This window comes from Pseudomonas sp. CFBP2511 (genome assembly GCF_030209255.1).
Taxonomy (GTDB): domain Bacteria; phylum Pseudomonadota; class Gammaproteobacteria; order Pseudomonadales; family Pseudomonadaceae; genus Aquipseudomonas; species Aquipseudomonas avellanae.
Genome location: NZ_JARVSI010000016.1, coordinates 89,342 through 103,889 on the forward strand (window position 1 = coordinate 89,342; position 14,548 = coordinate 103,889).

The 14,548-nt window shown below is 59.9% G+C and carries 15 protein-coding genes; 12 read left to right on the top strand and 3 right to left on the bottom strand.

Translation table 11 applies throughout. The features are described from left to right. The first annotated feature begins 1 nt into the window (after position 1). From QRN38_RS14340 to QRN38_RS14375, 8 genes are all read left to right on the top strand, one after another. Positions 2 to 697 carry an SPOR domain-containing protein gene (locus QRN38_RS14340; RefSeq protein WP_005621218.1) on the top strand — a complete coding sequence of 232 codons (696 nt, stop codon included), beginning with the start codon at positions 2 to 4 and terminating at the stop codon, positions 695 to 697. Between the two features lie 415 nt (positions 698 to 1,112). After that, entirely contained in the window at positions 1,113 to 1,643 is a 531-nt protein-coding gene (hslV, locus tag QRN38_RS14345) for an ATP-dependent protease subunit HslV (RefSeq protein ID WP_003378861.1), read from the top strand. 65 nt (positions 1,644 to 1,708) lie between these two features. Beyond that, entirely contained in the window at positions 1,709 to 3,046 is a 1,338-nt protein-coding gene (hslU, locus tag QRN38_RS14350; protein WP_057418325.1) for an ATP-dependent protease ATPase subunit HslU, read from the top strand. A gap of 145 nt (positions 3,047 to 3,191) precedes the next feature. Beyond that, positions 3,192 to 3,563, top strand: coding sequence for a gamma-butyrobetaine hydroxylase family protein (locus QRN38_RS14355; RefSeq protein WP_024667496.1), 372 nt, complete (start codon positions 3,192 to 3,194; stop codon positions 3,561 to 3,563). Between the two features lie 305 nt (positions 3,564 to 3,868). Continuing rightward, entirely contained in the window at positions 3,869 to 5,548 is a 1,680-nt protein-coding gene (gene phaC, locus QRN38_RS14360; RefSeq protein ID WP_057418324.1) for a class II poly(R)-hydroxyalkanoic acid synthase, read from the top strand. A 53-nt stretch (positions 5,549 to 5,601) separates the two neighbouring features. Continuing rightward, the gene (phaZ, locus tag QRN38_RS14365; protein ID WP_005739559.1) at positions 5,602 to 6,459 is read left to right on the top strand and encodes a poly(3-hydroxyalkanoate) depolymerase; all 858 of its coding nucleotides are present in this window, start codon (positions 5,602 to 5,604) and stop codon (positions 6,457 to 6,459) included. A 150-nt stretch (positions 6,460 to 6,609) separates the two neighbouring features. Then, positions 6,610 to 8,301: a class II poly(R)-hydroxyalkanoic acid synthase gene (gene phaC, locus QRN38_RS14370; RefSeq protein ID WP_057418323.1), complete on the top strand. Its 1,692-nt coding sequence runs from the start codon at positions 6,610 to 6,612 to the stop codon at positions 8,299 to 8,301. A gap of 47 nt (positions 8,302 to 8,348) precedes the next feature. Then, the gene (locus QRN38_RS14375; RefSeq protein WP_007245586.1) at positions 8,349 to 8,963 is read left to right on the top strand and encodes a TetR/AcrR family transcriptional regulator; all 615 of its coding nucleotides are present in this window, start codon (positions 8,349 to 8,351) and stop codon (positions 8,961 to 8,963) included. A 331-nt stretch (positions 8,964 to 9,294) separates the two neighbouring features. On the opposite strand, the gene QRN38_RS14380 is transcribed toward QRN38_RS14375, so the two are convergent. From QRN38_RS14380 to QRN38_RS14390, 3 genes are all read right to left on the bottom strand, one after another. Beyond that, the gene (locus QRN38_RS14380) at positions 9,295 to 10,068 is read right to left on the bottom strand and encodes a phasin family protein (protein WP_057418322.1); all 774 of its coding nucleotides are present in this window, start codon (positions 10,066 to 10,068) and stop codon (positions 9,295 to 9,297) included. A 37-nt stretch (positions 10,069 to 10,105) separates the two neighbouring features. Beyond that, a complete protein-coding gene (locus QRN38_RS14385; protein ID WP_007245584.1) occupies positions 10,106 to 10,552 on the bottom strand; it encodes a phasin family protein in 447 nt (148 codons plus the stop codon). Between the two features lie 103 nt (positions 10,553 to 10,655). Next, positions 10,656 to 10,934: a polyhydroxyalkanoic acid system family protein gene (locus QRN38_RS14390; protein WP_057418321.1), complete on the bottom strand. Its 279-nt coding sequence runs from the start codon at positions 10,932 to 10,934 to the stop codon at positions 10,656 to 10,658. Between the two features lie 144 nt (positions 10,935 to 11,078). Between QRN38_RS14390 and ubiE the strand changes: the two genes are divergently transcribed. The 4 genes from ubiE (at position 11,079) to hisI (ending at position 14,548) form a co-directional block, all read left to right on the top strand. Then, positions 11,079 to 11,849 carry a bifunctional demethylmenaquinone methyltransferase/2-methoxy-6-polyprenyl-1,4-benzoquinol methylase UbiE gene (gene ubiE / locus QRN38_RS14395; RefSeq protein WP_057418320.1) on the top strand — a complete coding sequence of 257 codons (771 nt, stop codon included), beginning with the start codon at positions 11,079 to 11,081 and terminating at the stop codon, positions 11,847 to 11,849. Next, positions 11,849 to 12,472, top strand: a complete 624-nt coding sequence (locus QRN38_RS14400) for a ubiquinone biosynthesis accessory factor UbiJ (RefSeq protein ID WP_057418319.1) — start codon at positions 11,849 to 11,851, stop codon at positions 12,470 to 12,472. The genes ubiE and QRN38_RS14400 overlap by 1 nt, the downstream gene beginning before the upstream one ends. Continuing rightward, a complete protein-coding gene (gene ubiB / locus QRN38_RS14405) occupies positions 12,469 to 14,088 on the top strand; it encodes a ubiquinone biosynthesis regulatory protein kinase UbiB (protein WP_007245582.1) in 1,620 nt (539 codons plus the stop codon). The genes QRN38_RS14400 and ubiB overlap by 4 nt, the downstream gene beginning before the upstream one ends. 67 nt (positions 14,089 to 14,155) lie before the next feature. Beyond that, positions 14,156 to 14,548 carry a phosphoribosyl-AMP cyclohydrolase gene (hisI, locus tag QRN38_RS14410; RefSeq protein WP_003378890.1) on the top strand — a complete coding sequence of 131 codons (393 nt, stop codon included), beginning with the start codon at positions 14,156 to 14,158 and terminating at the stop codon, positions 14,546 to 14,548.

Consider the following 14,548-nt stretch of genomic DNA (forward strand, 5'->3'; position numbering starts at 1 on the left):
GTTGGCAGTTGCGAAGAAAAAACCGGCACCCAAGCGGGGCGCCAGCCGTTATCAGGCACCCGCGAAGAAGCCGATTCCAGGATGGTTGTGGCTGGCGATTGGCTTGACCGTGGGCGCATTCGTGGTCTTTCTGATGAAGCTCGAACCGGGCGGCGAAGACGTCAAGCGGGTCAAGGCGGACGCCAAGGCCGCGAAGATCGCCGAAGCGAACAAGACGCCACCGAGCCCCACTGCGCCGGTCAAGCCGAAGTACGACTTCTACACGCTGCTGCCGGAATCGGAAGTGATCGTGCCCAACGAAGCGGTCCCGGAGAAGACGCCGCCGCCTGTGGCACCGACCGCCCCGGTTTCGCCCGAACAGGCTGCCAAGATCGACACGGCACGCGCCCAGGCAGCCCTCAGCGGCCTGACGCCGCCACCGGCTCCGCCCGTCGCCACCACCAAGCCAGCGGCGGTCACGACGTTCTTCCTGCAGGCGGGCTCGTTCCGCAAACAGGCTGACGCCGAGAAAGTCCGCGCGCAAATCATCCTGCTGGGACAGACTTCGACAGTGGAGTCCGGCACGGTGAAGGATGAAACCTGGTACCGCGTATTGGTCGGCCCGTTCAGCAACCGCGAACAACTGACCACCGCCCAGAAACAACTGGCAGGCGGCGGTTTTAGTAACCTGTTGTTGCAACAGCGCCAGAGTCGCTAGCCAAAGCGCCGCTGTTTCCGTGCTCATCGCGTGTTTTCGATGAGTACGGAGAACGGAGCTTCTGCCCGAAGGGCGTAGGAGCGGACTTGTCCGCGATCTGCCGGGAACCGGCAGCAAAACCAGCCGCATCGGTGTATCAGACCCAGCCAAAGCAGCCTGTTTGGGGGCCGCTTCGCAGCCCATCGCGGACAAGTCCGCTCCTACGCCCGTTGGGCAGAATCAAAAACGGCCTTCTGTCTGCTACAAAAACCGGGAGATCGCGGACAAACGAAGCGTCGCCCGGTCCGCTTAAAGGGTTGGGACAAGAATCATACGGTCATTCCCCCCGATTCACCCCCAAGGTTGAAATACTCACCCACACCCCCATATGAGTTTGCATCAGGGCATTTTCGCCCCGCAGTGTGGAGACTCTCCCTTGACCACCATCGTTTCAGTGCGCCGCCACGGTAAAGTCGTCATGGCCGGCGACGGCCAGGTTTCCCTGGGCAACACCGTCATGAAAGGCAACGCCAAGAAGGTGCGCCGCCTGTATCACGGTGAAGTGATCGCCGGATTTGCTGGCGCGACCGCCGATGCCTTCACGCTGTTCGAGCGTTTTGAAGCCCAACTGGAAAAACACCAGGGGCACCTGGTTCGCGCAGCCGTCGAGCTGGCCAAGGACTGGCGTACCGACCGCTCGCTGAGCCGGCTTGAGGCCATGCTGGCAGTTGCCAACAAGGACGCCTCCTTGATCATCACCGGCAACGGCGACGTGGTAGAGCCCGAAGATGGCCTGATCGCGATGGGTTCCGGCGGTGCATTCGCTCAGGCCGCTGCCCGCGCCCTGCTGCTCAAGACTGATCTTTCAGCACGCGAAATCGCCGAGACCTCTTTGCACATCGCTGGCGATATCTGCGTGTTCACCAACCACAACATCACCATTGAGGAGCAGGACCTCGCCGATTAAGCCCTTGCGGGCCGCACATGCTGCGGCCCCATTGGCTTGATCGCGCCAGAGGGCCGTGAATAACCATGTCCATGACTCCCCGCGAAATCGTCCACGAACTCAACCGCCATATCATCGGCCAGGACGATGCCAAGCGCGCCGTTGCCATTGCCCTGCGCAACCGTTGGCGGCGCATGCAGTTGCCCGAAGAACTGCGTGTTGAAGTGACGCCCAAGAACATCCTGATGATCGGCCCGACCGGTGTCGGCAAGACCGAAATCGCCCGGCGCCTTGCCAAGCTCGCCAATGCGCCGTTCATCAAGGTCGAAGCGACCAAGTTCACCGAAGTGGGCTATGTAGGCCGTGATGTCGAGTCGATCATCCGTGATCTGGCCGATGCTGCCATCAAGCTGCTGCGTGAACAGGAAATCGTCAAGGTACGCCACCGCGCCGAAGACGCTGCCGAAGACCGCATCCTTGATGCACTGCTGCCGCCTGCCCGCGTCGGTTTCAACGAAGACCCGGCGCAAAGCAGCGACTCCAACACCCGTCAACTGTTCCGCAAGCGCCTGCGTGAAGGCCAGCTGGACGACAAGGAAATTGAAATCGAGATCAACGAAGCCGTTGGTGTCGACATTTCCGCGCCGCCCGGCATGGAAGAAATGACTAATCAGCTGCAGAGCCTGTTTGCCAACATGGGCAAAGGCAAGACCAAGAGCCGCAAGCTCAAGGTCAAGGAAGCACTCAAGCTGGTGCGCGAAGAAGAAGCCGGGCGCCTGGTCAACGACGAAGAGTTGAAGGTCAAGGCGCTGGAAGCGGTCGAGCAACACGGCATCGTGTTCATCGACGAAATCGACAAAGTAGCCAAGCGTGGTAACTCGGGCGGCGTCGATGTGTCCCGTGAAGGCGTGCAGCGCGACCTGCTGCCGCTGATCGAGGGCTGCACGGTGAACACCAAGCTGGGCATGGTCAAGACCGACCACATCCTGTTCATCGCCTCGGGTGCGTTCCACCTGAGCAAGCCGAGTGATCTGGTACCCGAGCTGCAAGGCCGCCTACCCATCCGTGTTGAGCTCAAAGCGCTGTCGCCACAGGACTTCGAGCGCATCCTCACCGAGCCACACGCTTCGCTGACCGAGCAATACCGCGAACTGCTCAAGACCGAAGGCCTGAAAATCGAATTCAAGCCCGATGGCATCAAACGTCTGGCCGAGATTGCCTGGCAGGTCAACGAGAAGACCGAGAACATCGGCGCCCGACGCCTGCACACGCTGCTTGAGCGTCTGCTGGAAGAAGTTTCGTTCAGCGCAGGCGACCTGGCGATCAGCCCGGACGCAGCGCCTATCGAAATCGATGCCGACTACGTCAACAGCCATCTTGGCAATCTGGCGGAAAACGAAGACCTGTCGCGCTATATTCTTTAAACGCGAGCTACAAGCTGCAAGAGGTCGTTCACTCCTGCAGCTTTTTTGCTTTTGCTTTTGCTTCTGCTTGTAGCTTGTAGCTTGTAGCTTGTAGCTTGTAGCTTGTAGCTTGTAGCTTGTAGCTTAAAACTTGAGGCTGCTTTCAATGCTCCCCACTGCTATCCAGCTGCACAAAGCCTCTAAAACCCTGACGCTGAAATACGCGGCAAATGAGGAATATCACCTCCCTGCCGAGTTTCTGCGCGTGCATTCGCCGTCTGCTGAAGTTCAGGGGCATGGCCGGCCGATCCTGCAGTTCGGCAAGCTGGGCGTCGGCCTGAGCAAGGTTGAACCTGCGGGGCAATACGCACTGAAACTGACCTTCGACGATGGTCATGACTCAGGACTGTTCACTTGGGACTACCTGTACCAACTGGCCATACGCCAGGCGGCGCTGTGGGAAGATTATTTGCAGGAGTTGAAAAAAGCCGGCAAATCCCGCGACCCTTCCGAGCAAGTCATCAAGCTGATGCTCTGACCCCTCCAGGCCCACCTGCCCGCGCCCCTTCATATTCAAGCACCGCCGCTCTGGCCTGCCGCTTGCCGTTTTAGAAAGCGCGTTCTAATCAAATTTGTTTCAATGTTCCGCGCAGCGGTCGATGACTGACGCTGCTTGCGATTTTTTTAAATCTCGGGTAACCAGTCACTTTGGCAAGTTTCCTGCGTCGGATCGTCCAGAAGAAAGTCACACAGCAAATTGACAGTAGAACTGGCTATCAGCCTGTATCACTGTTCACAGGCAAGGAATGTCAGTGTTCGTCTCAGGACAATGGAGCGTCGTAGATGAGTAACCCGAAAGATGATGAACTGCAGCGCCAGGCCTCTGAGCACACGCTAGGCCTGAACCCGGTAGTAGGCCTGCGCCGCAAGGACTTGCTGAGCACCGCACGCCTCGTACTGCGCCAGGCGTTCAAGCAACCGATTCACAGCATCAAGCACGTCGCGCACCTGGGCGTCGAACTCAGAAACGTGATGTTCGGCAAGTCCGCCTTGCAGCCGCCGCCCGAGGACCGACGCTTCGCTGATCCGGCCTGGAGCCAGAACCCGCTTTACCGCCGCTACCTGCAGACCTACCTGGCCTGGCGCAAAGAACTGCACGAGTGGATCGGCGGCAGCAACCTCACCCCCCAAGACATCAGCCGTGCTCACTTTGTGATCAATCTGATGACCGAAGCCATGTCGCCCACCAACTCTGCCGCCAATCCGGCAGCCGTCAAGCGCTTCTTCGAGACCGGCGGCAAAAGCCTGCTCGATGGTTTGTCACACCTGGCCAAGGATCTGCTAAACAACGGCGGTATGCCGAGCCAGGTCAACATGGATGCTTTCGAGGTCGGCAAGAACCTGGCCACCAGCGAAGGTGCCGTGGTGTTTCGCAACGATGTGCTGGAGCTGATCCAGTACAAGCCGATCACCGAGCAGGTTCACGAGCGCCCCTTGCTGGTGATCCCGCCGCAGATCAACAAATTCTATGTCTTCGACCTGAGCCCGGAAAAAAGCCTCGCGCGCTTCTGCCTGCGCAGTAACGTGCAGACCTTCATCATCAGTTGGCGCAACCCGACCAAGGCCCAGCGCGAATGGGGCCTGTCGACCTACATCGAAGCGCTCAAGGAGGCGGTCGATGTGGTGCTGGCGATCACCGGCAGCAAAGACATCAATATGCTCGGGGCCTGCTCGGGCGGGATCACCTGTACCGCGCTGCTGGGGCATTACGCGGCGCTGGGCGAAAAGAAAGTCAACGCCATGACCCTGCTGGTCAGCGTTCTGGATACCACGCTGGACAACGAAGTCGCGCTGTTTGTCGACGAGCAGACGCTCGAAACCGCAAAGCGCCACTCCTATCAGGCAGGCGTGCTGGAAGGCCGCGACATGGCCAAAGTGTTCGCCTGGATGCGCCCCAACGACCTGATCTGGAATTACTGGGTCAACAATTACCTGCTCGGCAACGAACCGCCGGTCTTCGACATTCTGTTCTGGAACAACGACACCACGCGCCTGCCCGCCGCTTTTCATGGCGATCTGATCGAGATGTTCAAGAACAATCCGCTGATCCGCCCCAACGCGCTGGAAGTCTGCGGCACGCCGATCGACCTCAAGCAGGTGACGGCCGATGTGTTCTGCCTGGCCGGCACCAACGACCACATCACGCCGTGGGCCTCCTGCTACAAGTCGGCGCGGCTGTTTGGCGGCAAGACCGAGTTCGTGCTGTCCAGCAGCGGCCACATCCAGAGCATTCTCAACCCGCCGGGCAACCCCAAGTCGCGTTACATGACGCACGATGAATTGCCTGCGGACCCGGCCGTCTGGCAGGAAAACGGCACCAAGCACACTGATTCCTGGTGGCTACACTGGCAGGAATGGCAGACCAGCCGCTCGGGCAAGTTGAAAAAGGCACCGGCCGCGCTCGGCAACAAAGCCTATCCATCAGCCGAGGCAGCGCCCGGGACTTACGTTCACGAACGCTAGGCTCGCTCAGTCCGGAGAAATCCCCCGGCGGTTCAATCAACAGGGCTTCGCGCATGCCGCAACCGTTTGTTTTTCGCTCCATTGACCTGAACGGACACACCATTCGTACCGCCGTGCGCCCAGGCAAGAGTCACCTGACGCCGCTGCTGATATTCAACGGCATCGGCGCTAACTTGGAGCTGGTGTTTCCGTTTGTCGAGGCGCTGGACCCGGACTTGGAAGTCATCGCCTTCGACGTGCCGGGAGTCGGTGGGTCGTCGACACCCAAACGTCCCTATCGCTTTCCGGGGCTGGCCAAACTCGCGGCGCGCATGCTCGATTACCTGAACTACGGGCAGGTCAATGCCATCGGCGTTTCCTGGGGCGGTGCGCTGGCGCAGCAGTTTGCCCATGACTACCCGGAACGCTGCAAGAAACTGGTGCTGGCGGCTACATCAGCGGGCATGGCGATGGTGCCGGGCAAGCCACGGGTGCTGTGGTTGATGGCCAGCCCGCGCCGCTATATTCAACCGTCGCATGTGATTCGCATCGCACCGGAAATCTACGGCGGGGCGTTTCGGCGTGATCACAACCTGGCGGCCAATCACGCTGCCAAAGTGCGCTCGTCCGGCAAGCTGGGCTACTACTGGCAGCTGTTTGCCGGCATGGGCTGGACCAGCATTCACTGGCTGCACAAAATTCACCAGCCCACGCTGGTGCTGGCCGGCGATGACGATCCGCTGATCCCGCTGGTCAATATGCGCCTGCTGGCCTGGCGAATACCCAATGCCCAGCTACACATAATCGATGACGGGCATTTGTTTCTGATTACCCGCGCCGAAGCCGTCGCGCCGATCATCATGGGGTTTCTGCAGCAGGAACGACAACGCGCGGTCATGCACCCGCAGCCCACGCCAACCCGAACGCGCTGACAGCGCCAGCAGGCCCGCGACGCCGAACAAAACAGTTTCAACCATTGCGCACTACATAGGAGCTTTTGAGCGCGCAAAACGACGCAAGCCCTTCGCAACAGAAGGGCTCGCGCCAACCCATGAGTTGCCTGACGACGGAGTGTTGCCCTCATGCAAGAAAAACCAGCGAAAGCTGCCGCGATCGCGCCCGCGCCTGCGAACTTTATCAACGCGCAAAGCGCCATAGCCGGCGTGCGCGGACGAGACCTGCTTTCGACCCTGCGTAATGTGGCTGCGCAAGGCTGGCGGCATCCGATTCGCAGCGCCCGCCACGCTCTGGCACTGGGCAGCCAGCTGGGGCGCGTGGTGCTGCTGGGCGAAACCCTTTATCCGCACAACCCAAAGGACAGCCGCTTCGCCGACCCGACCTGGAGCCTGAACCCGCTTTATCGCCGGGGGCTGCAGGTTTATCTCAGTTGCCAGCATCAAGTCAGGCAGTGGATCGATGACTGCGACCTGTCCACAGAGGACCGGGCCCGCGCGCATTTTCTGTTCACGCTGATCAACGACGCGCTGGCCCCGTCCAATACCTTGCTCAACCCGCAAGCCATCAAAGAGCTGTTCAACTCCGGCGGGGCCAGCCTGCTCAAAGGCCTGAGCCACATGGCCGATGACCTGTTGCACAACAACGGCCTGCCCAGCCAGACCACCAAGGACGCTTTCGAGGTAGGACGGACCGTGGCGGCCACACCCGGCGCGGTGGTGTTCCGTAACGAAATGTTCGAATTGATCCAGTACCGGCCGATGAGCGAAAAGCAGTTCAGCCGACCGGTGCTGATCGTGCCGCCGCAGATCAACAAGTACTACATTTTCGACCTCAGCCCGGCCAATAGCTTTGTGCAATACGCCCTCAAGAACGGCCTGTCGACGTTCATCATCAGTTGGCGCAATCCGGATATTCGTCATCGCGAATGGGGGCTGTCCAGTTATGTCGAGGCGACCGAGCAGGCGATGAATATCTGCCGGGCGATCAGCGGTGCGCGTGAGGTCAATCTGGTGGGCGCTTGCGCAGGCGGTCTGACCATCGCCGCGCTGTTGGGCCACTTGCAGGTCAAACGCCAGACACGCCGTGTGTCCAGCGCGACCTACATGGTCAGCCTGCTGGACAGCCAGATCGATAGCCCTGCTACGCTGTTCATCGATGAGCAGGCACTGGAAGCCGCCAAGCGCCGCTCCTACCAGCGAGGCGTACTGGAAGGCAGCGAGATGAGCCGGGTGTTTTCCTGGATGCGCCCCAATGACCTGATCTGGACGTACTGGATCAACAATTACCTGCTGGGCAAATCGCCGCCGCCGTTCGACATTCTGTACTGGAACAACGACACCACGCGCCTCCCCGCCGCGTTGCACGGTGACCTGCTGGACTTCTTCAAGCACAACCCGCTCAGTCATGCCGGTGGGCTGGAAGTCTGCGGTACGCCAATCGACCTGCAGAAAGTCACGGTCGACAGCTTCAGCGTCGCCGGTATCAACGATCACATCACGCCATGGGACTCGGTGTACCGCTCGACCCTGCTGCTGGGCGGCGACCGGCGTTTCGTGCTGGCCAACAGCGGCCATGTGCAGAGCATTCTCAACCCGCCAGGCAACCCCAAAGCCAACTATGTCGAGAACGACAGGCTGAGCAGCGATCCGCGTGCCTGGTACTACGACGCGCAGCACCACGACGGCAGCTGGTGGCCGAACTGGCTGAAATGGGTTCAGGAACATTGCGGTGCCGAACGTGAAACCCGGAGGGAGCTGGGCAACGCCGACTACCCGCCGATGGAGGCCGCGCCGGGGACCTATGTGCATGTGCGCTGACCCGGTCAGGCCAGCCCGAGACTCTGAATTTTGAACAAGAAGACTGGATGAAAACCCGCGACCGTATCCTTGAATGCGCGCTGACGCTGTTCAATCAGCAGGGCGAGCCGAACGTCTCCACACTGGAAATTGCCAATGAAATGGGCATCAGCCCCGGCAATCTGTATTACCACTTTCATGGCAAGGAGCCTTTGATTCTGGGCCTGTTCGAGCGGTTTCAGACAGAACTGGCGCCGCTGCTCGATCCGCCCTCGGACGCCAGGCTTGAGCCTGAAGACTACTGGATGTTTCTGCACCTGATTGTCGAGCGGCTGTCCCACTATCGCTTTTTGTTTCAGGACCTGTCCAACCTCGCCGGACGACTGCCTAAACTGGCCCGCGGTATTCGCAACCTGCTCAACTCGATCAAAAAGACCCTGGCCTCACTGCTGGCCCGCCTCAAGGCCCGTGGGCAACTGGTCAGCGAAACTCAGGCGTTGGGGCAACTAGTGGAGCAGATCACCATGAACCTGCTGTTTTCACTGGACTACCAACGCATCCTCGGACGCGAGGGCAATGTGCGGGTGGTGGTTTACCAGATCATGATGCTCGTCACCCCACACCTGCTGCCCACCTCAAGAGAGGCGGCAGAACAGCTGGCGATGGAGTATCTGGGTGGGTGAACATGGGCGCGAGAAGCGTTCTCCCTGACCATCTCGCGCCGCGCCGCGTGCTCAAGAGCGGACGCAGAGCGTCGCACGATAGCGGTGCTGGCACGATAGTTGAAAATTGGTCAAAACTGCATTAGCAGGCTGAACGCCCCCCCCCTGTGGGAGCGAACTTGTTCGCGAAAGGGCCGGCACATTCCCCGAAGATGCATCGTCTGAACCACCCTCTTCGCGAACAAGTTCGCTCCCACGGCCTTCGGCCAGAAGCTTTGGCATGGCAGGTATTCGGGATCTCAAAAAAGCCCGGCCTGTTTGACAGGCCGGGCTTCGATGTTGCAGCCGGTTATCAGGACTGGCTGGCGGGTGTTTCCGGTGCAGCGGTCGGGGCGGTTGCCGCAGGCGTCGAACTGTTTGCCGCAGGCGCCGAGGCGGCGGGCTTGGCAGCCGGTTTTCTGGCAGCAGGCTTTTTCGCTGCAGCAGGTTTGGCGACGGCCTTGGCTTTGCTGGCGGTGGCAGTCGCGGCCTTGTTGGCCGCATCGACCGGTTTGGCCGCAGCTTTCTTGACTGCAGGCTTGGCCGCAGCGGTTTTGGCTGCTGCTTTGTCAGCGGTTTTCGCGACGGTTTTGGCGGCCGCCTTGACCAGCGGTTTGGCCGCAGTCTTAGGTGCAGGCTTGGCCGGCGCAGCTCGCGACGCCAGTGGTTTGGCTTTCTCGCCAGTCAGTTGTTCGATCTGCCGGGTCAACTGGTCGACCTTGCTGTGCAGCGACTGAACTTCGTTGCGGCTCGGTACGCCCAGACGCGAAATGGCGCTGTTCAGACGCTTGTCAAAAGCACCTTCCAGCTCATTCCATTTGCCGACCGCGAGGTCTTTCACGTCGCCGACACGGGACTTGGCCGTCTTGGCCGTGTCCTTGACCTCATCGAGCTGTTTCTGCGCCTCGACCTTGGTCTGCTTCTCGGCTTTCTCACCGTCTTTTACCAGTGTCTCGAAAAGCTTGCTGCCGTCGTTGCTGATCTTGGAATAAGCCCCAAGACCCGCGAGCCAGATCTGGCGCGAGTACTTCTCGACCTCACCGATCCACGAGCTGCCATCTTTATCGATTTTCTTCTTGCCAGCCATCCTGCTCTCCTTATTGTCCAGACCCTGAACGTTCAAGTCATTTCGACCCTGAGCGCTCGAGCTTTTTAGGCACGACACGTTCAAGCAATGCCGTCAGCTCGTCGAGCTTGGCAGAGAGCGTGTCAACATCATGTTTAGACGGGATTCCAATACGGTTCAAGGCCTTTGCGACGCGACGGTCGAAAGCACCCTCGATTCTGCCCAATTGCGCATCGACACGCCCCCTGACGCCCGACACCTCACCCTTGATCGATTCGATTTCGCTGTTGGCGGCCACACGTGTTTCATCGACCGTCTTGAGCACTTCCTTTTCGGTCTGCTCGCCAGTTCTGATCAGCGCCTTGACGTACTGGGTGCCTTCCTCGTTGACACGGGAATAGGCACCCAGACCGGCCAGCCAGATCTTGCGGGCATACAGCCTGACGTCGGAAAGCGTGGAGGCTTGCTCGTCTTCTATTTTTTTCTGCGTGTTCGCTCTGGCCATGGTGCACCTCATGCTCGAAAGTTGAAGGAACCGCCCCTGATGGGCATAAGCACAACGTTACGGAGAAAAATTAGAAAGCTCACCCTAGGCTAAGTACCAGGCCTCAGGCAGCCAGCGCCTTGTCCAGCACACGCTCGACTTCGGTCTTGATCGAGCCGCTCATGGTCGACAGGATGAAGTTGAGCTCGATATTGATGCGGATCAGCGCCTCTTCGACCTCGACCTTGCCCTTGGCGCCATTGCCTTCCAGTTTCACGGTATCGCCAGACCACTCGTGAGCCAGGCCATACTTGTCGGACAGCTTCTGAACCAGCTGTTCGGCTTTCTCGCGAGCCTTTTCCCGGCCCAGGGCGTGCGCGCGTTCAACGGTTATCTTGGCCATTGGAGCGTTCCTTGATCGTCAGATGAAATGCGGCGCAACTATATACACCCGCCCGCATCCAAGAAAGCGTTGCTGATGAGCCTTGTCAAGACAAAGCCGGCCTTGGCGATTAGAATGACCCGCACTCTATTCCGGTGAAGCGATATGAACGATCAGCGCAAAGGCAGCGATGCCGAACCTACGACTCACTTCGGTTACAAAAATGTACCGGAAAGCCAGAAGGCAGAAAAAGTCGCTGAGGTTTTCCATTCGGTCGCGGCCAAGTACGACCTCATGAACGACTTGCTGTCCGGTGGCATGCACCGCCTGTGGAAGCGTTTCGCCATTGAGCTGTCCGGCGTGCGCACCGGCAACCGCGTGCTCGACATCGCTGGCGGCACAGGTGATCTGACCCGCAAATTCTCGAACCTGGTCGGCCCGACCGGGCAAGTGGTTCTGGCTGACATCAACGCCTCCATGCTCAAGGTCGGTCGCGACCGCCTGCTGGACCTCGGTGTGTCGGGCAACGTCGAGTTTGTCCAGGCCGACGCCGAAAAACTGCCGTTTCCAGACAACCATTTCGACTGCGTGACCATCGCTTTCGGCCTGCGCAACGTGACGCACAAGGAAGACGCTCTGCGCTCCATGCTGTGCGTGCTCAAGCCGGGTGGCCGCTTGCTGGTGCTGGAGTTCTCCAAGCCGACCAACAAGCTCATGTCCAAGGCTTACGATGCTTACTCGTTCGCGTTCATGCCGCTGATGGGCAAACTGGTCACCAATGATTCGGAAAGCTACCGCTATCTGGCCGAATCGATCCGCATGCACCCCAATCAGGAAACCCTCAAGTCGATGATGGTCGACGCCGGTTTCGACCGCGTGACCTATCACAACATGACGGCGGGTGTCGTCGCCCTGCACCGCGGTATCAAACCCTGATGTTGCTTCGGGGGCTGCTCGCCAGCATCGAGCACGGTATCAATCGGGTGTTGCGCCTGGACAGCACAGCGTTGCCGCGCCTGGCGCGTCTGTCCGGCCATGTCATTGCCGTCGATTGCCGCGACCCGTCCCTGAAAATCTTCATTCTGCCCAGTGACGAAGGCCTGTTGCTGGCCGCTGACTGGGCCGCCGATGCCGACTGCACCCTGCGTGCACCGGCTTCCAGCCTGTTGCGTCTGGCCCTGAGCAAGGACAAGACCGCCGTGCTGCATGGCCCGGACGTCGAACTTGAGGGTGACAGCGGCGTACTGCTGGAGCTGACCGGCATTCTTCAGGACCTGGAACTGGACTGGGAGCACGAACTGTGCAATTGGGTCGGCCCTGTGGCCAGCCAGCTATTCAGCAGCCGCGTGCGCAGCAGCGGGCGCTGGACGCGGGAAAGCTTTACCAGCCTCAGCCAGAACGTTGCCGACTACCTCAGCGAAGAATCGCGTACGCTGGTGGGTAATCACGAAGCCGAAGCACGCTTCGCCGAACTCGACCGGATCAAACTCGATCTGGACCGTCTCGAGGCGCGTTTTGCCCGCCTTGCCCACTCTCTCAATACCAGCGATAACGCATGAAGCTGCTTGCCGTCCGCCGTCTGTTTCGCATTCAACGTGTCGTTATTCGCTATCGCCTCGATGACTTGTTGTTCGCTTTGCCCTTGCCGTGGTGGATGCTCGCGGTGCGTTTCGTGCTGCCCTGGCGCTGGCTGCCACGGCGCAAGTCCGAGCTGAGCCGTGGCGTACGTTTTCGTCTGGCACTGCAAGACCTGGGGCCGATTTTCATCAAGTTCGGGCAACTGCTGTCCACGCGCCGCGATCTGCTGCCCGAAGACATCGCCGACGAGCTGATGCTGCTGCAGGACCGCGTGCCGCCGTTCGACCAGCAAGTGGCCATCAAGCTGATCGAAGAACAACTGGGCGCACGTATCTGTGATGTGTTCAGCCGGTTTGACGAAACACCATTGGCATCGGCGTCGGTGGCGCAAGTGCATGCCGCGTGCCTCAAGACTGGCGAAGAAGTCGTGGTGAAAGTGGTACGCCCGGGGCTCAAGCCGATCATCGGCCAAGACCTTGCCTGGCTGTTCATCCTTGCCCGCATGGCCGAGCGTGTTTCCGCCGATGCGCGCCTGCTGCACCCGGTGCAGGTGGTGATGGACTACGAAAAAACCATCTACGACGAGCTGGACCTGCTGCGCGAAGCGGCCAACTCCAGCCAGCTGCGCCGCAACTTCGAAGGCTCCGACCTGCTTTACGTGCCACAAGTCTACTGGGACTGGTGCCGTCCGAAAGTGCTGGTCATGGAGCGCATCTACGGCCTGCAGGTCACTGACATGGCCGGGCTGGCCGATCAGCGCACCGACATGAAGATGCTCGCCGAGCGCGGCGTGGAGATCTTCTTCACGCAGATCTTTCGCGACAGCTTTTTCCATGCCGACATGCACCCCGGCAATATTTTCGTCAGCACGGTCAATCCGTGGGCGCCTAAATACATCGCCATCGATTGCGGCATCGTCGGCAGCCTGACCCCGGAAGACCAGGATTATCTGGCGCGTAACCTGTTTGCCTTCTTTAAACGCGATTATCGCCGGGTTGCGCAGTTGCACATCGATTCGGGCTGGGTGCCGGCCGAGACCAAGCTCAATGAATTCGAAGCGGCCATCCGTACCGTCTGCGAGCCGATCTTCGAGAAGCCGCTCAAGGATATTTCCTTTGGTCAGGTGCTGATGCGCCTGTTCCAGACCGCGCGCCGCTTCAATATGGAAGTTCAGCCGCAACTGGTTCTGCTGCAAAAGACCCTGCTCAACATCGAAGGGCTGGGTCGTCAGCTGTACCCGGAGCTCGATCTGTGGAGCACCGCGCAGCCGTATCTGGAGCGCTGGATGCGCGAGCGGGTCAGCCCGAAAACCCTGCTGGGCAACCTGCAATCCCAGGTCGAGCAACTACCGCATATCGCCGGCATGACCCGCGACCTGCTGGAGCGCATGTCCCGCCCGCATGCTTCGGACCCGCCACGCCCCTGGCACGATCGCAAGGACGAGCCGGTCTTGCGGCTCATCGGTGCGGCCTTGCTGGTGGGCGGTGCGATACAGGGCTGGGTGATGAGCGAGGCAGCCACGCAGCTGCTGACGCTGACCGCATGGCCGGCGGCGATCATGCTGATCGCCGGGCTGTATCTGATCGTTCGCCGATAGCCAGCAGCGTATGGCGCTGGCACACTGTTCAATCCGCCGGGCCTGAAGTCCGGCTGCCGGAGTAGATATGAAAGACTGGCTGGACGAGATTCACTGGAACAGCGACGGTCTGGTGCCTGCAATCGCTCAGGACCACAAGACCGGCCGGGTACTGATGATGGCCTGGATGAACCGCGAGGCCCTGAGCCTGACGGCCTCCGAAAATCGTGCAATCTATTGGTCGCGTTCGCGTGGCAAACTCTGGCGCAAAGGTGAAGAATCAGGTCATGTGCAAAAGCTGCACGAACTGCGCCTGGACTGTGATGCCGACGTTATTATCCTGATGGTCGAGCAGATCGGCGGCATCGCATGCCACACCGGCCGCGAAAGTTGCTTTTACCGCGTGTATGAACAGTCAGGCTGGAAGACCGTAGACCCGGTTCTGAAAGATCCTGATGCTATTTACCCTGCAGGCCATTGA